The organism is Stutzerimonas stutzeri KOS6, from assembly GCF_000307775.2.
Classification (GTDB): domain Bacteria; phylum Pseudomonadota; class Gammaproteobacteria; order Pseudomonadales; family Pseudomonadaceae; genus Stutzerimonas; species Stutzerimonas stutzeri_B.
In genome coordinates, this window is sequence record NZ_KK020676.1 from 701,069 (window position 1) to 719,430 (window position 18,362).

At 64.3% G+C, this 18,362-nt stretch carries 18 protein-coding genes; 10 read left to right on the forward strand and 8 right to left on the reverse strand.

The window, feature by feature from the left end; all coding sequences use genetic code 11:
* The first annotated feature begins 17 nt into the window (after positions 1 to 17).
* Genes B597_RS31555 through B597_RS31570 form a run of 4 tightly spaced genes read left to right on the forward strand, consistent with a single transcriptional unit; the run spans position 18 to position 2,565 of the window.
* The gene (locus tag B597_RS31555; RefSeq protein ID WP_003297190.1) at positions 18 to 440 is read left to right on the forward strand and encodes a DUF4426 domain-containing protein; all 423 of its coding nucleotides are present in this window, start codon (positions 18 to 20) and stop codon (positions 438 to 440) included.
* Entirely contained in the window at positions 437 to 1,030 is a 594-nt protein-coding gene (gene rdgB, locus B597_RS31560; RefSeq protein ID WP_003297189.1) for an RdgB/HAM1 family non-canonical purine NTP pyrophosphatase, read from the forward strand. The genes B597_RS31555 and rdgB overlap by 4 nt, the downstream gene beginning before the upstream one ends.
* Entirely contained in the window at positions 1,027 to 2,232 is a 1,206-nt protein-coding gene (gene hemW, locus B597_RS31565) for a radical SAM family heme chaperone HemW (RefSeq protein ID WP_003297188.1), read from the forward strand. The genes rdgB and hemW overlap by 4 nt, the downstream gene beginning before the upstream one ends.
* Positions 2,233 to 2,241: 9 nt before the next feature.
* Positions 2,242 to 2,565 (forward strand): DUF3392 domain-containing protein, encoded by a 324-nt coding sequence (locus B597_RS31570; protein WP_003297186.1) that lies wholly within the window; start codon positions 2,242 to 2,244, stop codon positions 2,563 to 2,565.
* 184 nt (positions 2,566 to 2,749) lie between these two features.
* Here B597_RS31570 and trmB read toward each other — a convergent pair whose 3' ends face one another.
* From trmB to B597_RS31590, 4 genes are all read right to left on the reverse strand, one after another.
* The gene (gene trmB, locus B597_RS31575) at positions 2,750 to 3,466 is read right to left on the reverse strand and encodes a tRNA (guanosine(46)-N7)-methyltransferase TrmB (RefSeq protein ID WP_003297185.1); all 717 of its coding nucleotides are present in this window, start codon (positions 3,464 to 3,466) and stop codon (positions 2,750 to 2,752) included.
* Between the two features lie 63 nt (positions 3,467 to 3,529).
* Positions 3,530 to 4,324 carry a thiazole synthase gene (locus tag B597_RS31580; RefSeq protein WP_003297184.1) on the reverse strand — a complete coding sequence of 265 codons (795 nt, stop codon included), beginning with the start codon at positions 4,322 to 4,324 and terminating at the stop codon, positions 3,530 to 3,532.
* A gap of 74 nt (positions 4,325 to 4,398) precedes the next feature.
* Positions 4,399 to 4,599, reverse strand: coding sequence for a sulfur carrier protein ThiS (gene thiS, locus B597_RS31585; protein WP_003297182.1), 201 nt, complete (start codon positions 4,597 to 4,599; stop codon positions 4,399 to 4,401).
* 101 nt (positions 4,600 to 4,700) lie between these two features.
* Positions 4,701 to 5,075: a DUF423 domain-containing protein gene (locus B597_RS31590; RefSeq protein WP_003297181.1), complete on the reverse strand. Its 375-nt coding sequence runs from the start codon at positions 5,073 to 5,075 to the stop codon at positions 4,701 to 4,703.
* A gap of 68 nt (positions 5,076 to 5,143) precedes the next feature.
* Here B597_RS31590 and mtgA point away from each other — a divergent pair, with 68 nt between their 5' ends.
* The 3 genes from mtgA (at position 5,144) to B597_RS31605 (ending at position 10,675) form a co-directional block, all read left to right on the forward strand.
* Positions 5,144 to 5,872, forward strand: a complete 729-nt coding sequence (mtgA, locus tag B597_RS31595; RefSeq protein ID WP_003297179.1) for a monofunctional biosynthetic peptidoglycan transglycosylase — start codon at positions 5,144 to 5,146, stop codon at positions 5,870 to 5,872.
* 124 nt (positions 5,873 to 5,996) lie between these two features.
* On the forward strand, positions 5,997 to 7,925 hold the full coding sequence (gene dibA / locus B597_RS31600; protein ID WP_003297178.1) for a phosphodiesterase DibA: 1,929 nt from the start codon (positions 5,997 to 5,999) through the stop codon (positions 7,923 to 7,925).
* 170 nt (positions 7,926 to 8,095) lie between these two features.
* Positions 8,096 to 10,675 carry a hybrid sensor histidine kinase/response regulator gene (locus tag B597_RS31605; protein WP_419184900.1) on the forward strand — a complete coding sequence of 860 codons (2,580 nt, stop codon included), beginning with the start codon at positions 8,096 to 8,098 and terminating at the stop codon, positions 10,673 to 10,675.
* Between the two features lie 60 nt (positions 10,676 to 10,735).
* Here the strand turns inward: B597_RS31605 and rpoH are convergent, their stop codons facing one another.
* The 4 genes from rpoH to ftsY all read right to left on the reverse strand — a co-directional run bounded on the left by rpoH (position 10,736) and on the right by ftsY (position 14,640).
* Positions 10,736 to 11,590 carry an RNA polymerase sigma factor RpoH gene (gene rpoH / locus B597_RS31610; RefSeq protein WP_003297176.1) on the reverse strand — a complete coding sequence of 285 codons (855 nt, stop codon included), beginning with the start codon at positions 11,588 to 11,590 and terminating at the stop codon, positions 10,736 to 10,738.
* Positions 11,591 to 11,699: 109 nt separating this feature from the next.
* Positions 11,700 to 12,719: a permease-like cell division protein FtsX gene (ftsX, locus tag B597_RS31615; RefSeq protein WP_003297175.1), complete on the reverse strand. Its 1,020-nt coding sequence runs from the start codon at positions 12,717 to 12,719 to the stop codon at positions 11,700 to 11,702.
* Complete coding sequence (gene ftsE / locus B597_RS31620; protein WP_003297174.1) at positions 12,716 to 13,387, reverse strand: cell division ATP-binding protein FtsE; 672 nt, start codon at positions 13,385 to 13,387, stop codon at positions 12,716 to 12,718. Before ftsE ends, ftsX begins: the two co-directional genes overlap by 4 nt.
* Positions 13,384 to 14,640: a signal recognition particle-docking protein FtsY gene (gene ftsY, locus B597_RS31625; RefSeq protein WP_003297173.1), complete on the reverse strand. Its 1,257-nt coding sequence runs from the start codon at positions 14,638 to 14,640 to the stop codon at positions 13,384 to 13,386. The genes ftsE and ftsY overlap by 4 nt, the downstream gene beginning before the upstream one ends.
* A gap of 224 nt (positions 14,641 to 14,864) precedes the next feature.
* Here ftsY and B597_RS31630 point away from each other — a divergent pair, with 224 nt between their 5' ends.
* From B597_RS31630 to rsmD, 3 genes are read left to right on the forward strand one after another with little or no spacing between them, the layout of a single operon-like run.
* Complete coding sequence (locus B597_RS31630) at positions 14,865 to 16,217, forward strand: M16 family metallopeptidase (protein ID WP_003297171.1); 1,353 nt, start codon at positions 14,865 to 14,867, stop codon at positions 16,215 to 16,217.
* Positions 16,210 to 17,742: a M16 family metallopeptidase gene (locus B597_RS31635; RefSeq protein ID WP_003297170.1), complete on the forward strand. Its 1,533-nt coding sequence runs from the start codon at positions 16,210 to 16,212 to the stop codon at positions 17,740 to 17,742. The genes B597_RS31630 and B597_RS31635 overlap by 8 nt, the downstream gene beginning before the upstream one ends.
* Entirely contained in the window at positions 17,742 to 18,356 is a 615-nt protein-coding gene (rsmD, locus tag B597_RS31640; protein ID WP_003297169.1) for a 16S rRNA (guanine(966)-N(2))-methyltransferase RsmD, read from the forward strand. The genes B597_RS31635 and rsmD overlap by 1 nt, the downstream gene beginning before the upstream one ends.
* Positions 18,357 to 18,362: the final 6 nt, after the last annotated feature.

Below are 18,362 nucleotides of genomic sequence, written 5' to 3' on the forward strand. Positions count from 1 at the left end.
ACGCTGGAGGTAACACCATGAAACGTGTCCTTGTCTGCTTCCTGACCGCAATGCTCGCATTGCCGGTACTCGCCGAACGCAAGCACAGCGTCGGTGAATACGACATCCATTACAGCGCCTTCAATTCAGGGTTCCTGCAGCCCGACATCGCCTCCGCAGCGGGTCTGGTGCGCAGCAAGACCCAGGGGGTGATCAACGTCTCGGTACTCAAGGCCGGCAAGCCGGTCGTAGCGCAAGTCAGCGGCACGGTGAAGAACCTGCTCGGACAGGACCGGCCGCTGAGCTTCAAGCAGCTCAAGGAAGGCGACGAGGCGATCTATTACCTCGCGCAATTCCCCTTCGACTCGCAGGAAACCCTGCGCTTCAGCCTCACCGTACAGCCGACCGGCGCCAAGCCTTTCAGCTTCGATTTCAACCAGGAATTCTTCCCCGACCGATGATGCCATTCCCCGAACTGGTGCTGGCCAGCCACAACGCCGGCAAACTCAAGGAACTGCAGGCCATGCTCGGCGCTGCCGTACGCGTGCGCTCGGTCGCCGAGTTCAGTGCGGTCGAGCCGGAGGAAACCGGCCTTTCCTTCATCGAGAACGCCATTCTCAAGGCGCGCCATGCTGCCCGCATATCCGGCCTGCCGGCCCTGGCCGACGATTCCGGCCTGGCGGTGGACGCCCTTGGCGGCGCACCGGGCATCTACTCGGCGCGCTATGCCGACGGTCAAGGTGATGCCGCCAACAACGCCAAGCTGCTGGATGCCCTGCGCGAGGTTCCGGATGCCGAGCGCGGCGCACAGTTCGTCTGCGCCCTGGCGCTGGTGCGCCACGCCGACGATCCGTTGCCGATCATTTGCGAAGGGCTCTGGCATGGCCGAATCCTGCATGCGCCGCGTGGCGAGCACGGCTTCGGCTATGACCCGCTGTTCTGGGTACCCGAATGCGACTGTTCCAGCGCCGAGCTGCCCGCCGCGCAGAAGAACCAGCTCAGCCACCGTGCACGCGCCATGGCCCTGCTCAAGCAGCGGCTGGGGATATGAAAGCAGCAGACTCAGCACCGCGAAGCACTAACGACGGCAAGCACGGTGCGCCGACGACGGCAGGTTTCGAACTGCCTCCGCTGGCGGCGTACGTCCATATACCCTGGTGCGTGCGCAAGTGCCCGTACTGCGACTTCAATTCCCACGCAGCCGGACCCGAGCTGCCCGAAGACGCCTATGTCGCCGCACTGCTGGCCGATCTTCGCGCCGATCTCGAGCACGTCCAGGGCCGCCGACTGAGCTCGATCTTCTTCGGTGGCGGCACGCCAAGCCTGTTTTCCGCCAAGGCACTGGCGGCGATCGTCGACGGACTGGATCGGCTGGTCGGCTTTGCCGAGGATATCGAGATCACCCTGGAGGCCAACCCGGGAACGTTCGAGCAGGCCAAGTTCCGCGACTATCGCCTGCTCGGCATCAACCGGCTGTCCATCGGCGTGCAGAGCTTCCAGGCCGACAAGCTCAAGGCGCTCGGTCGCATCCACGATGGCGACGAAGCCATCCGTGCGGCAGACATGGCACGCGCCGCCGGCTTCGACAATTTCAACCTCGACCTCATGCATGGCCTGCCCGGGCAGAGCCTGGAGGATGCGCTGAGCGACCTGCGCACTGCCATCGCCCAGCAGCCGACGCACCTGTCCTGGTACCAGTTGACGCTGGAGCCGAACACGGTGTTCTGGAGCCAGCCGCCGCAACTACCGGAGGACGATATCCTCTGGGACATCCAGGAAGCCGGCCAGGCGCTGCTCGCCGAACACGGCTACCGCCAGTACGAAACCTCGGCCTATGCGCAGCCCGGCCGGCAGGCACGGCACAACCTGAACTACTGGACCTTCGGCGACTTCCTCGGCATCGGCGCTGGCGCCCATGCCAAACTCAGCCATGCCGACGGACGCATCCTGCGCAGTTGGAAGACCCGCCTGCCAAAGGACTACCTCGACCCGGCCAAGGCATTCCGCGCCGGAGAAAAGCGCCTGGCGGCCGAGGAGCTGCCCTTCGAATTCCTGATGAATGTGCTGCGCCTCACTGACGGCGTGCCGGCCATGCTGTTCACTCAGCGCACCGGGATGGCGCTGGATGTGCTTGCCGACTCCCGGCGCGACGCCGAAGCACGCGGCCTGTTGTCAGCCGACCCCGCGCGCCTGGTCGCCACGCCCAAGGGTCAACTGTTCCTCAACGACCTGCTACAGAGCTTCCTGCCTTAAGGACACCGCATGGATCTGCTACTCGACCTGATCGTCACGCTGTCGCGCTGGAGCCGCAGTCACCTGTCCGACATCTCCCTGGCGCTCATGGCCACGCTGTTCGTGCTGTTCGGACCGCAGCTCAACGCCTGGGTAAAACGCACGGTCAGCAGCCTCAACTTCTTTCTGCGCACGCTGATCTTCGTGCTCGTCTGCGCACTGGGCTACGGCCTGGCCATCGTCTTTCTGACGCCCTGGATGACACAGGGCCTGGCCCAGCTGAACAACTACAGCCTGGCGCCGGTGCTGTTGCTGATCTTCTTCCTCATCGGAGTGATCGCCGACCGCAACTAGGCTCTGTACGAAAAGTGCCTGCGCTGGGTGATGCTTCGTTAAAAACGGGTTCGGAATGCTCATTTACAGCAGGTAAACTCCGCTTCCTCACCCGTTTTTGCCTCGCCTGACCTTCGCTCGACGACTTTTCGTACAGAACCCGCTCAACCCTCAGACGGCTGAACCCGGCATGGCGTGGCTTCGCTCAGTCGACGCGCTGGAACTTCAGGTCCCAGACGCCATGTCCGAGGCGCTCGCCACGACGTTCGAACTTGGTCACCGGCCGCTCCGCAGGGCGCGCTACGCAGCGCCCATCTGCGGCCAGATTGCGGTAGCCCGGGGCCACGTTCATCACCTCGAGCATATGTTCGGCGTAGGGCTCCCAGTCGGTGGCCATGTGCAGCACGCCGCCGATCTTCAGCTTGCTGCGCACCAGTTCGGCGAAGGCCGGCTGAACGATACGTCGCTTGTGGTGGCGGCTCTTGTGCCATGGATCAGGAAAGAACAGCAGGACCCGGTCGAGACTGGCATCGGCCACACAATCGCGCAGCACCTCCAGAGCGTCGCAACTGTAGACCCGGACGTTGCTCAATTGCTGTGACACAAGTCCGCTGAGCAACGCGCCAACACCCGGTTTATGCACCTCGACGCCGATGAAGTCCTGCTCCGGGGCCGCCGCCGCCATCTCCAGCGTGGAATGCCCCATACCGAAGCCGATCTCGAAGGTCCGCGGCGCACTGCGGCCGAATAGCTCATCGAAATCGCGCAACCCATCCTCGAGCGCCAGGCCGAACTTCGGCCAGCCCTGTTCCAGCCCGCGCTGCTGGCCCTCGGTCATGCGCCCGGCGCGCATCACGAAGCTCTTGATGGTGCGGCGGTGCTCGGTTTGCTGCTCTTCGGCCGCGGGGGTCTGCTCAGTCATGGTCTACCTGCGAGAAATAAAAAGCCGGCCCTGACCACGGGTCAGGGCCGGCCACGAATCGTGTCAGCGAATCAATCCATCCAGCGGCGACGAGGCACTGGCGTAGAGCTTCTTCGGCATGCGGCCAGCAAGATAGGCCAGACGGCCGGCTTCGATGGCGTACTTCATCGCTTCGGCCATGAGTACCGGATTCTGCGCGTGGGCGATGGCGCTGTTCATCAGCACCGCCTCGCAGCCCAGTTCCATGGCGATGGTAGCGTCCGAGGCAGTGCCGACACCGGCGTCGACCAACACCGGCACGGTGGCTTCCTCGAGAATGATGCGCAGGTTGTACGGGTTGCAGATACCCAACCCGGTACCAATCAGGCCGGCCAGCGGCATGACCGCGATACAGCCCATCTCGGCCAGCTGGCGGGCGATGATCGGATCGTCGCTGGTGTAGACCATCACGTCGAAGCCGTCCTTGACCAGCACTTCGGCGGCCTTGAGGGTTTCGATCACGTTGGGGAACAGGGTCTTCTGGTCAGCCAGCACTTCCAGCTTGACCAGCTTGTGGCCATCGAGCAGTTCGCGGGCCAGGCGACAGGTGCGTACCGCATCCTCGGCAGTGAAGCAGCCGGCGGTGTTCGGCAGGATGGTATAGCGCTCCGGGCTGATCACATCGAGCAGGTTCGGCTCACCCGGATTCTGGCCGATGTTGGTGCGCCGCACCGCGACGGTGACGATCTCGGCACCGGAGGCCTCGATGGCCGTACGCGTTTCCTCGAGGTCCTTGTATTTGCCGGTTCCAACCAGCAGGCGCGATTGATAGGTGCGACCGGCCAGGGTGAAAGGCTTGTCGTTCGGAACTGGGCGCATGAAAAATCCTCGTTCGGACGTGTTGCAGCGGGCTGGGCGACGCACAGGCGGCGTCATTCGGATAGGAAGCGCGGCTAGCCGCCACCGATGGCGTGCACCACCTCGATCTGGTCACCTTCGCTGAGTGCGGTCGCAGCATGTGCGCTGCGCGGCACGATCTCCCGGTTGAGTTCGACGGCCAGGCGGCGGCCGGTCAGTTCCAGACGCGCCAGCAGGTCGGCCACCGTCTGGCCGGTTGGCAGCTCGTAGGGTTCACCGTTCAACTGAATCTGCATGCTGTTCGCTGCCATTGCGAAAGGGGACGGCATTCTAGCAGGTCATTCAAAAACGTGGGCGAGGCAGCCAGCGCAAGAAAGCCGAAGGTCGCTCGGCCCGGTCAGCCGCGAATGCGCCATCCGGCCAATGCCAGGCACAGCCAACCGGCCAGGAAGGCCGTGCCGCCCAGCGGGGTGATCATGCCCAGCTTGCCGATCCCGCTCAAGGTGAGCAGGTATAGACTGCCGGAGAACAGCAGGATGCCGGCGACGAACAGGGCCGCGGCGGCGCTCAGCAGGCGACTGGGTCGCAGCAATGCCAGCAGCGCCACGCCGAGCAGCGCCAGCGCATGAATCAGCTGGTATTGCACGCCCGTCTGGAACACAGCGAGATAAGCCGGGCTCAGCTGGCTCCTGAGCCCGTGCGAAGCGAAAGCACCGAGTGCGACTCCGGTGAAACCGAACAGGGCGGCGAGCACAAGACAAGGACGAATCATTACCATTTCCGGTCATTGGCCTTAGCGGCCGCTATAATGCCCGCTCTTTTCGCCCACGACCATGTGCCATGTTGCGAGCCCTGCTGCTGCGCCTGTCCAAACTACTGCTCTGGCTGATCGGCCTTTCGGTTCTGCTGGTGTTGCTGCTGCGCTGGCTGCCACCACCGTTCACCGCGCTGATGGTCGAACGCAAGATCGAGTCCTGGCGCACGGGCGAATCGATCGACCTGACCCGCGACTGGCGCCCCTGGCGCGAACTGCCCGACGACCTGAAGATGGCCGTCATCGCCGCCGAGGACCAGAAGTTTGCCGACCATTGGGGCTTCGACATCGCCGCAATCCGCGCCGCGCTCAGCCACAATGAGCGCGGCGGCTCGCTGCGTGGCGCCAGTACGCTGAGCCAGCAGGTGGCGAAGAATCTGTTTCTCTGGTCCGGCCGCAGCTGGCCACGCAAAGGCCTGGAGGCCTGGTTTACCACGCTGATCGAGTTGCTGTGGCCGAAACAACGCATCCTTGAGGTCTACCTCAACAGCGTGGAATGGGCCGACGGCGTCTTCGGAGCCGAGGCCGCCGCAGGTCATCACTTCGGAACCAGCGCGCCTCATCTGTCCAATCGCCAGGCCAGTCTCCTGGCCGCGGTACTGCCAAACCCGCGACAATGGAATGCTGGCAAACCGAGTGGTTATGTGAACAGTCGCGCCGCCTGGATCCGACAACAGGCGCGCCAGCTCGGCGGCAGTCACTACCTGCAACGAATCGAACCCGACTACCCGGAGTGGTGGCCGAGCTGGCTCTGAGCCGGCACGCAGTACACCGGGACGCCACATTGATGCGGCAAAACCGGTACGACAGCCAGACCTCTTCGTCCATCCGGCACGTAGAGGTTTCACCTCCGTCTCCTGATCGGATTGAACAGTACCGATGCATACATACCTCATCCGGCTGAGCCTGGGCTACTTCTTCCTGGCGATGCTATGGATCATCCTCGGTGACGCCTTGGTCCACCGCCTGGCGCACGGCGACAGCCAACTCTGGCACGTGGGCAAGGCTGCGCTTTTCGTGGCCCTCAGCAGCCTCCTGCTGTTTCTGCTCGGGAGGGCACAGATACGTCGCCTGGATGCACACCAGCGTGCCCAGCACTTGCAGGAAGTCCGCCTGAAGCAAGCCGCGGCGGTGTTCGACTGCACCCAGGAAGGTGTGCTGGTTACCGACCCCGACCAGCACATCGTCCATGTCAATCCAGCGTTCAGCCGCATCACGGGCTACGGCAGCGAGGAGGTCCTTGGGCAGACGCCCAAGCTGTTCGCTTCCGGCAAACACGACGCAGCCTTCTACCAAAAGATGTGGCAGGCGCTGAACCAGCACGGTGCCTGGAGCGGCGAGATCTGGAATCGTCGCAAGGACGGCGAGGTCTACCCGCTGTGGCAGAACCTGCGCAGCATCCACGACGGACACGGCCGGCTCAGCCATTACGTGGCGGTGTTTTCCGACCTCTCGGCGCTGCAACGCTCGCGCGAGGAGCTCGACCAGCTTGCCCACTACGATCCGCTCGTGGACCTGCCCAATCGCCTGCTGTTCACCGAGCGCGCCAGGCAGGACCTCGAGCGCGCCCGCGCGAGCAAGCGTAGCGGTGCGCTGCTGCTGATCGACCTCGACCACTTCAAGGACATCAACGAAAGCCTCGGCCACAGCCTGGGCGACGCTCTGCTGCAGGCAGTCAGTGCCCGACTGAGCGAATGCCTGGAAGAAGGTATGACGCTCGGCCGGCTTGGGGGCGACGAATTCGCCCTTCTCTGCGAAGGCTACGGTGCGGAGAAGGCCACCGCGCTGGCGTTGCGCATCCTCGACTCCTTCGATGCATCCTTCCATCTCGGCGACCAGGAGCTGTTCAGCAGCGCCAGCATCGGCATCGTCCTCTATCCCTACCCTGCCGACGTGCAGAACGTCGAGCAACTGATGCGCAATGCCGACTCGGCGCTGTTCAAGGCCAAGAGCAGCGGCCGCTCCACCTACGCCTTCTATTCGCAGGAGCTGACCAGCCAGGCACGCCAGCGGGTCGAACTGATTACCGCCTTGCGCCAGGCCCTGGAACAAGGCCAGCTGCGCCTGCATTACCAGCCGATATACGATCTGCGCCAGGGCACCATCACCGGCTTCGAGGCGCTGGTACGCTGGCAGCATCCGGAGAAAGGTCTGATCGCACCGGGAATCTTCATTCCCATTGCCGAAGAGACCGGGCTGATCAGCGCCATCGACCGCTGGGTGCTTGAAGAGGCCTGCAACCAGGCGCGGCAGTGGCTGGCGCAGGGGCATCCGCTCGACTTCATCGCCGTGAACATCTCCAGCCGGCTGTTCGGCAACGGTGAGCTCGATCTGCAGGTCGCCACCACTCTGGCCAACTGCGACCTCGACGCGCGCTACCTGGAACTGGAAATCACAGAGAGTGCTGTCATGCAGGATCCCGATGCGGCAGTGGAGCTCCTGCAGCGCCTGCGAGCGCTCGGTGTGCAGCTGGCGATCGACGACTTCGGCACTGGCTACTCGTCCCTGCAGCGGCTCAAGCGCATGAACGTGCACAAGCTCAAGATCGATCAGGGCTTCGTCCGCGGGTTGCCCATGGACCACGAGGATGCGGCCATAACCCGCTCCGTGATCGGCCTGGCGCGCAATCTGGGGCTGAAGGTAGTCGCTGAAGGTATCGAGGAGGCCGATCAGGCAGCCTTTCTCCTGGCGCACGATTGCGACTACGGTCAAGGCTATGGATTCGCCCGTCCGCGACCAGCCGCCGAGGTCGACTGGGGCCCGGCAAAACTGAGTTACGGACAGGACTGCCATTCGTCGCAGCACTGACCGGACGCTTATATCAAAAGGCCATTATCGCAGGTAAGCTGGCAAGCCTTCGGAGCCGCCGATCTATCGAGTTTCCGTTCAGCTCCAGCGACACTGCCTCAAATGGCCGGTGACGGGCTGACGCAACCGAAGGCCTCCAGGTCGAATCAGACACGCACACCGCAGCAACGATGATGAGCGATCCAGCCCTGTACGCCAGCCTGCCCCAGGCCCTGCGCCAACTGTTCACCCGACAAAATGGTATCGCCTGGGCAATATTGCTGTTCACCCTGCTGGTGCAGCTGGTGCTCTGGCAGAACCTGCGCGCCAACGAGGAACGCGCTGCCGAGCAGCAATTCCAGCTGCTCAGCGAAAAGGTCACCGAAGCGATCCGCAAACGGCTGCGCGATCACGAACAGATCCTGCTCGGCGGAGCCGGCCTGTTCGATGCAGTCGAAGATGTCAGTCGCGAGCAGTGGCGCCGGTATGTCCAGCGCCTGCTGCTGCCGGACCGTTACCCTGGCATTCAGGGGGTCGGCTTCGCCCAGACCATTGCGCAGGACCAGCGCGATGCTCACGTCGCAGGCATTCGCGCCGAGGGCTTTCCGGAGTACGACATCCATCCAGCAGGCCCGCGTGACCGCTACACCTCGATCATTTTTCTCGAACCCTTTAGCGGTCGCAACCTGGCGGCTTTCGGCTACGACATGTATTCCGAAGCGACCCGCCACCGGGCCATGTCGCGCGCAGCGAGACTGGGCGAAACCAGCATTACCGGCAAGGTCACGCTGTTGCAGGAGATAGACGAAAAGGTCCAGGCGGGCATCTTGCTTTACGTTCCGGTTTACCGGCACGGCATGCCGACCGACACACCGGAGCAGCGCATGCAGGCGCTGACGGGATTCGTCTACAGCCCTTATCGGGTCGACGACCTGATGCAGGGCATCCTGCGCGCCGCCAATCTGCCGCTGACCCTGCATATCTATGCCAGCGACAGCGAAGACCCGCAGCAGCAGATCTATGCCTCGCCAGAGGCGCCCGAGCCAGGCAGCGGCCGTTACAGCAAACTGCAACAGCTCCACTTTTACGGCCAGACCTGGTCCCTGCGCATGGACAGCAGGCCGGAGTTCGACAAGCGCTTCCACGCCAACGAGGCCCTGGTGCTCGGCCTGGGAGTCGGCCTCAGCCTGCTGGTGTTTTTCCTCACATCCTCGCTAGCACTGCGCCACAGTCGAATCCAGGCCGTGGCGCAAGAAATGACCCAGCACATCCGCAAGAGCAAGCATGACCTGAAGATGAGCGAGGAACGGCTGTCGCTGGCACTCAAGGGCAGCACCGACGGCCTCTGGGACCTCGACCTGGAAGCGGGCAGCATGTATGCCTCGCCGCGGGCCTGGGAGATGCTCGGTTACCGTCCCAACGAGCTGACCTGCGACCTCAAGCTATGGGAGCGCGTGACGGTTGCCGAAGACCTGACGCGACACAAGGCCCAACTGGCACAGATCATGCTGTCCAGCCTGGACCACTTCACCAGCGAAATGCGCCTGCAACACAAGCACGGTCATGTCGTGCCCGTTCTGCTGCGCGGCCATATCCAACGCGATCCACAAGGCATGGCGCAGCGCATCAGCGGCACGCTGATGGACCTTACCGAGCGCAAGCGCGTCGAGCAGATGAAGAACGACTTCGTCTCCACCGTCAGCCACGAGCTGCGCACCCCCCTGACCTCGATCAGTGGCGCGCTCGGGCTGATCGTCGGCGGGGCACTGGGCGCCGCGCCGCCAGCCATACAGCAGATGCTGGAAATCGCCTACCGCAACAGCCTGCGCCTGGGGCATCTGATCAATGACCTGCTGGACATGGAGAAGATGGCCGCTGGCAAGATGACCTTCGAATTGCGCGAACACCCCCTTGGCAACCTGCTCGAGGAATCACTGGCGAGCAACCGGCCGCTATGCGACCAGCACGGCATAAGCTGCTCACTGCATCACCCCAAAGATGTGCTGGTCTGGGTCGATGCCATGCGCTTGCAACAGGCACTCGGCAATTTTCTCTCGAACGCCGTCAAGTTCACCCCGGAGGGAGGAGAGATTCGCCTGCACACCAGCCTTCGTGGAGCCAGGGTTCGCATCAGCGTGAGCGACCAGGGGCCAGGGATACCGGAAGACTTTCGCTCCCGCGTGTTCGAGAAATTCGCCCAGGCCGACGCCTCCGACAGCCGACAGAAATCAGGTACCGGTCTTGGCCTGGCCATTACCAAGGAGCTCATCGAGCGCATGGGCGGCACCGTCGGTTTCGATTGCCTGCCTGGGCAAGGCACCACCTTCTGGTGCGAGTTGCCGATCCAGACGCCATCAGTCAGCGACATCACAGACAACCCCGAGGGCCTGCCGCGAATCCTGGTCGTCGAGGATGAACCGGACACCGGTCGTCTGCTGCATCTGATGCTGCGCGAGGGGGGGTATGCGGTGGAACGCGTGCAGAGCCTGCACCAGGCCCGCGAAAAGCTCGCCAGCGGCTGCTATGAGGCGATGACGCTCGATTTGCACCTGCCGGATGGCAGCGGGGCTCAACTGATCGACGAATTGAACGACAGGCCGGCCATGCAGGACTTACCCATCGTCGTGATCTCCGCCGCGCATCAGTTCGACGAGGTGAAGTTTCCAGCGCGAATCGTCTGGTTGCACAAACCGATCACTAATGGGCAGTTGCTGGCGGCGGTAGAGGAAGCGCGGCTGAACACCCGTCGCCGCCACGACGGAGACCGATAGCGGGGCAAAAAAATCGCGGAAGGCGCCAGGCCATTCCGCGATTGGTCGATCGATCCGAGGTCAGGCCTGGATCGATCCCTTGAGTTTGTTCATTGCATTCTTCTCCAGCTGACGGATGCGCTCGGCCGACACGTTGTACTTGGCCGCCAGGTCATGCAGGGTGGCCTTGTCCTCGTTCAGCCAGCGCTGCTGGAGGATGTCCCGGCTACGCTCATCGAGCCCCTCGAGCGCCGCATGCAGACTGGACGTGGAACTGTCACTCCAGTCGGCATCTTCCAGCTGACGGGCCGGATCGTAGCGATGGTCTTCCAGATAGTGCGCAGGCGACTGGTAGGCGCTGTCGTCGTCGGCATCGGCAGCCGGGTCGAAGGCCATGTCATGGCCGGTCAGGCGGCTTTCCATCTCGCGCACTTCGTGCGGCTCGACGCCCAGGCTGTCGGCCACTGCGGTGACTTCATCGTTGTTCAGCCAGGCCAGACGCTTTTTCTGGCTGCGCAGATTGAAGAACAGCTTGCGCTGCGCCTTGGTCGTGGCGACTTTGACGATGCGCCAGTTGCGCAGGATGAACTCGTGGATTTCAGCGCGAATCCAGTGCACGGCGAAGGACACCAGCCGCACGCCCATCTCGGGATTGAAACGCTTGACCGCCTTCATCAGGCCGACGTTGCCTTCCTGGATCAGATCGGCCTGGGCCAGACCGTAGCCGGAATAGCTACGGGCGATGTGAACGACGAAACGCAGGTGCGCCAGCACCATCTGCCGAGCCGCTTCGAGATCCTGATGATAGAAGAGGCGCCCGGCCAGCTCGCGCTCCTGCTCGACGGTGAGCAGCGGGAGGCTGTTCACGGTCTGCACGTAGGCCTCGAGATTGGCTCCCGGGACTAGCGCTTGAACAGGTTGCAGAGTAGTTGTCATGCAGTACCTCCAATGACGAAGCTGCAGCAGTTTAGCATTGCCGCATCAGACTGCAAGCCTGCGAAAAAGTTCCCAGGCACACAGATAAGCCATTGTTTATAAAGATAATTTATCTTGGCGCAAGCTCACTCAGATGCCTTGCAACAGCCAGCCAGGCACCGATATAGCCGAGCAGAACCGCACCGATCAGCAGTGATATGGCGTCACCGGCCGGAACGCCTCCCAGGCCGAAATCACTGCCATACAGACCGGCCAGGTCCACTACCGCCTCGTTCAGCCAGCCCAGACCGTAGGCCAGCAACAGCCAGGCGATCAGCCCCGCACCGAGCCCGTAGATGGCACCCATGTAGAGGAACGGGCGGCGCACGTAGCCGTCGGTTCCGCCCACCAGCTTGACCACTTCAATCTCGGTGCGGCGGTTTTCGATGTGCAGGCGAATGGTATTGCCGATCACCAGCAGCAACGTCGCCACCAGCAGCAGGGTCAGCCCGAAGACGAAACGGTCGCCCAGCTTGAGGATGGCAGTCAGCCGCTCGACCCAGAGCAGGTCGAGCTGCGCCAGCTGCACGCCTGGCAGCTCGGCCAGTTGCTGGCGCAATGCTTCGAGCTTGTCCTTGTCGACCTCGTTGGGGGTCACCAGGATCACGCCCGGCAGCGGATTTTCCGGCAACTCCTTGAGCGCCTCGCCAAGCCCGGACAATTGCTGGAACTCTTCCAGCGCCTGCTCGCGACTGACCCAGTCCGCCGCGGCCACATCGGGCATGCCGGCGACCTCGTCGCGCAAACGCTCGCCAGCAGCGGCCTCAACATCCAGCTGCATGAACAGCGAAATCTGCGCGGCGCGCTGCCAGGAGCCGCCGAGCCGCTCGACGTTGTCCAGCAGTAGCGCCAGGCCCATCGGCAGGCTCAGTGCCACAGCCATCACCAGGCAGGTGAAGAAGCTGCCGATCGGCTGCTTGAGCAGACGCCCGACACTGTCCACCAGACTGGCGCGATGGCTTTCCAGCCAGGCGTGGAACAGCGTCTTGAAATCCGGCTCGTCGCCGCGTGGCGACTCCGGCTTCTTCACCGGGCCCCCAACACGCTCGGCGGTACTCGGATTGGTCTTGGGATTGCGTTCGCTACTCATCGGCTGGCCTCCCCGTCGCCGATCAGGCGACCACGTTGCAGGGTCAGCATGCGGTGACGCATCCGCGCGATCAGCGCCAGATCGTGGCTGGCGATCAGCACGGTGGTGCCCAGGCGATTGATGTCTTCGAACACGCCCATGATTTCCGCCGCCAGTCGCGGGTCGAGGTTGCCGGTAGGTTCATCGGCCAGCAGCAGGGCCGGCCGATGTACCACGGCGCGGGCGATGCCGACGCGCTGCTGCTGGCCGGTGGACAGGTCCGCCGGGTACTGCAGCGCCTTGTCCTTGAGGCTGACGCGCTCAAGCGCGGTCATCACCCGCTGACCGATCTCGCGCTTGTTGAGGCCGAGAATCTGCAGTGGCAGGGCAACGTTGTCGAACACGGTACGATCGAACAGCAGCTGGTGGTTCTGGAACACCACGCCGATCTGCCGGCGCAGGAAGGGAATCTGCGCATTGGTGATGCGCGACAGGTCCTGTCCGGCCAGCAGCAGCTTGCCGCTGGTGGGGCGCTCCATCGCCAGCAGCAGGCGCAGCAGCGTGCTCTTGCCGGCGCCGGAATGGCCGGTGACGAAAAGGAATTCCCCGCGGCGCACCTGGAAGGAAAGCTCATGCAACCCGATGTGGCCGTTGGGGTAGCGCTTGCCGACCTGTTCGAAACGAATCATGCGCCGTCCCGTTGGGCGAACAGCGCCTTGACGAAGGCGTCGGCCTCGAAGGTGCGCAGATCATCAATTCCTTCGCCGACACCGATGTAGCGGATCGGCGTGCCGAACTGCTTGGCCAGGGCGAAGATCACCCCGCCCTTGGCGGTGCCGTCGAGCTTGGTCAGTGCCAGGCCGGTCAGCTCGACCGCCTGGTTGAACTGCCTGGTCTGGTTGATGGCGTTCTGGCCGGTGCCGGCGTCGAGTACGAGCAGGACCTCGTGGGGAGCCGACTCGTCGAGCTTGCCCATCACCCGGCGGACCTTCTTCAGCTCCTCCATCAGGTTGTCCTTGGTGTGCAAGCGCCCAGCGGTATCGGCGATCAGCACGTCGATGCCGCGCGCCTTGGCCGCCTGCACCGCATCGAAGATCACCGAGGCGGAATCGGCACCGGTGTGCTGGGCGATCACCGGAATGCCGTTGCGCTCGCCCCACACCTGCAATTGCTCGACAGCCGCGGCACGGAAGGTATCGCCGGCGGCGAGCATGACCTTCTTGCCGTCGAGCTGCAGCTTCTTGGCCAGCTTGCCGATGGTCGTGGTCTTGCCGACGCCGTTCACGCCGACCACCAGGATCACGTACGGGCGTTTGCCGCTGTCGACCACCAGCGGCTGCTCGACCGGCTTGAGCAGACCGGTGAGCTCTTCCTGCAGCGCCGTGTAGAGCGCGCCGCTGTCGGCCAGCTCCTTGCGTGACACGCGACGGGTGAGATTCTGCATGATCGCTGTCGTCGCCTCGACGCCGACGTCGGCGGTCAACAGGCGGGTTTCCAGCTCGTCGAGCAGGTCGTCATCGATGGCCTTCTTGCCGAGGAACAGGCTGGCCATGCCTTCGCCGATGCTCGAGCTGGTCTTGGACAGCCCCTGCTTGAGACGGGCGAAGAAGCCGAGCTTGGCAGGTGCTTCGGCAGGTGCAGCCGCTACGACTGGCGCTGGGGCCGGAGCGATTTCTGGCTCTGGCTCTGGCTCTGGCTCTGGCTCTGGCTCTGGCAGTATTTCGGCCTCGACGGGCGGCTCGGGCAATGGCTCGGGCGCAGTGACCGTCGGCTGCTCGATCTCGACCTCGGGCTGCTCGGCGCGCGGCAAGCCGTCTTCCTGCGGTTCGGCGGCAGGCTGCTCGGCCACCGGCTGCTGCGGTTTCTTGCGCAGCCAGCCGAACAGGCCTTTCTTTTCGCCGGGCTCGGCCGGCGTCTTCTTGTCGTCGTTGGAACCAAACATGGAGAAGGTATTCTCAAGGATGCGAAAAGCCGTCAGCCACGCTGCCGGCCAAATGGGCTCTATCCTAGCACCTCGCAAAGCGGGTGCGCTAAGCACGCTTCTGCGGCGGCGGCACCATGCGGATATCCCGGCTTTGCCTGACCCGCGCACGCCATTACCATGGCTGCCGTGTTGCCGCCCTGCCAGTCTGCCGTGGCGGACACCAACCTGGACGAGTCCCGACTATGCCCCTGACGTTACGCCGCGCCGCCGCCCTGCTGCTCGGAGCCCTCTATCTGCCCCTGCTGGCAGCAGCAGACAATCAGCCGACCCACGAGTTCTTCCTCGACAACGGCCTGAAAGTGATCGTTCGCGAGGATCATCGTGCGCCGGTGGTGGTATCCCAGCTCTGGTACAAGGTTGGTTCCAGCTATGAGACCGCTGGCCAGACCGGCCTTTCCCATGCGCTCGAGCACATGATGTTCAAGGGCAGCCGCAAGCTCAACGCCGGCGAGGCCTCGCGCATCCTGCGCGAGCTGGGCGCCGAGGAAAATGCCTTCACCAGCGACGACTACACCGCCTACTACCAGGTCCTGGCGCGCGACCGCCTGGCCGTTGCGTTCGAACTCGAAGCCGATCGCCTGGCCAGCCTCAAGCTGCCGCCGGACGAGTTCGCCCGCGAAATCGAGGTGATCAAGGAAGAGCGCCGCCTGCGCACCGATGACAAGCCCAGCGCGCTGGCCTATGAGCGCTTCAAGACCCTCACCTACCCCGCCAGCGGCTACCGCAACCCGACCATCGGCTGGATGGAGGACCTCGACCGGATGCGGGCCGACGAGCTGCGCGCCTGGTACGAGCAGTGGTACGCGCCGAACAACGCGACCCTGGTGGTGGTCGGCGACGTGACCGCCGATGAGGTCCGCGGACTGGCCGAGCGCTTCTTCGGCGACATCGAAAAACGCAGCGTGCCGAACGCCAAGCGCCCGCTGGAGCTGGCCGAGCCGGGCGAACGCCGGCTCACACTGCACGTCAAGACCCAGTTGCCGACACTGCTCATGGCGTTCAACGCGCCGAGCCTGGCGACCGAGGAAGACGCTCGCCAGGTCCACGCGCTGCGGTTGATCTCCGCCCTGCTCGATGGCGGTTACAGCGCGCGCCTGCCGGAGCGCCTGGAGCGCGGCGAAGAGCTGGTGACCAGTGCCTCGGCCTGGTACGACGCCTATGCCCGCGGCGACAGCCTGTTCGTGCTGAGCGCCGCGCCGAACATGCAGAAGGGCCGCACCCTGGAAGAAGTCGAAGCCGGCCTGTGGCAGGAGCTGGATGCGCTCAAGCAGAACCCGCCTTCGGCAGACGAACTCGAGCGCGTGCGTGCGCAGGTCATCGCCGGTCTGGTCTACGAACGCGACTCCATCACCCAGCAGGCCACCACCATCGGCAAGCTGGAAACCGTCGGCCTTTCCTGGCGGCTGATGGACGAGGAGCTGAGCGCCCTGGAAGCCGTGACTCCCGAGGATATCCGCCAGGCCGCCCGCACCTACTTCACCCGCTCCCGCCTGAGCGTCGCCCATGTTCTGCCTGAGGAAGCCCGTGATGAGTGATTTCAAAGCCCTGCGCCGCGGCCTGCTCGGCCTGCTGCTGGCGACCGGTATCGGCCTGGCGGGCTGCGACGAAGGCTCTACCGCACTGCCACAGCCGGGCCAACCGGTCGAACAGGATGTCGCCCGCGAGGCGACCCAGCCTGCCGTGCCGAACGCTGCCGAGCAGAAGCCGCAGCTAGAGTCGCTCGCCGAGCTCGGCGACCAGCCGCTGGCCCGGCGCAAGCTGGACATCCAGAGCTGGCAGACCGCCGAAGGCGCCAGGGTCCTGTTCGTCGAAGCCCGCGAGCTGCCGATGTTCGACCTGCGCCTGACCTTCGCCGCCGGCAGCAGCCAGGACGGCGGCGTACCCGGCCTGGCGCTGCTGACCAACGCCATGCTCAACGAGGGGGTCGAGGGCAAGGATGTCGGCACCATCGCCCGCGGCTTCGAGAGTCTCGGCGCCGATTTCGGCAACGGCTCCTACCGCGACATGGCGGTGGTCAGCCTGCGCAGCCTCAGTGCGCCCGACAAGCGTGAGCCCGCCCTGGCGCTGTTCAACGAAGTCATCGGCCAGCCGAGCTTTCCCGAAGACTCGCTGCAACGCATCAAGAACCAGCTGCTGGCCGGCTTCGAGTTCCAGAAGCAGAACCCCGGCAAGCTGGCCAGCCTCGAGCTGTTCGCCCAGCTCTACGGCGATCACCCCTACGCCCACCCGAGCGAAGGCACGCCCGAGTCGGTTCCGACGATCGACGTCCAGCAGCTGCGCGACTTCCATACCCGTGCCTATGCGGCAGGCAATGCGGTGATCGCTCTGGTCGGCGACCTCTCCCGCGAGGAAGCCGAGGCGCTGGCCGCGCAGGTTTCCGCCGCCCTGCCGGAAGGCCCGGCGCTGCCGGCGACGCCGATCCCCGAGGCGCCGACGGCCGGCAAGCACCATATCGACTTCCCCTCCAACCAGAGCCACCTGATGCTGGCCCAGCTCGGCATCCCACGCGGCCATCCGGACTACGCAGCACTCTATCTGGGCAACCAGATCCTCGGTGGCGGTGGCTTCGGCACACGACTGATGGAGGAAGTGCGCGAGAAGCGCGGCCTGACCTACGGCATCTACTCGGGCTTCAGCCCGATGCGCGCCGAAGGCCCCTTCATGATCAGCATGCAGACCCGCGCCGAACTCACCGATGGCGCACTGGAGCTGGTGCAGCAACTGGTCCGCGACTATCTGGACGAAGGTCCCAGCGAGGCCGAGCTGGAACGCAGCAAGCGCGAGATCGCCGGCAGCTTCCCGCTGTCTACCGCGAGTAACGCCGATATCGTCGGTCAGCTCGGCAGCATCGGCTTCTACGGCCTGCCGCTGACCTATCTGGAAGACTTCATGAGCGAAGTGCAGGCGCTGACGGTCGAACAGGTCAGGACGGCCATGAACAAGCATCTGCACAAGGATGCCTTCGTCATCGTGACCGCCGGCCCCAGCGTCGAGCAGCAGCCGCTGCCGCCACCCACCGACAAACCTGTCGAACAGTCCAGCGCTGTTCCGGAGCATTGATGGCCAAGCCACCCATTCGTCCCGGTGCCCACGGCGGCCAGGGCCAGTTGCGCATCATCGGCGGCGACTGGCGGTCACGCCGCTTCAGCTTCCCCGATGCCGAAGGCCTGCGCCCTACGCCGGACCGGGTTCGCGAAACCCTGTTCAACTGGCTGGCGCCCTATCTTTCCGGTGCCCGCGTGCTCGATCCGTTCACCGGCAGCGGCGCGATCTATCTGGAGGCGCTGTCACGGGGCGCCAGCATGGCCCTGGCGCTGGACGTGAATGCCAACGCCATCGCCAGCCTGCGCAAGCATCTGGACACGCTCAACTGCGGCCACGGCCAATTGCTGCAAAGCGATGCGCTGCGTTACCTGGAAACCCAGTCGCCGACGGCCTTCGACCTGGTCTTTCTCGATCCGCCATTCAACAAGAACCTGCTGCAACCGGCGTGCGAGCTGCTGGAGAACAAGGGTTGGCTGGCCGAAAACGCCTGGGTCTACACCGAGAGCGAAGCCGTGCCCTCCAGCCTCGGCCTGCCAGGGAACTGGCGACTGCACCGCGAGAAGCAGGCCGGCAAGGTGCACTATGCGCTATGGGAGCGCCGCGCGCCGGCCAGCTCGACACCCAGCTGAAGCGCC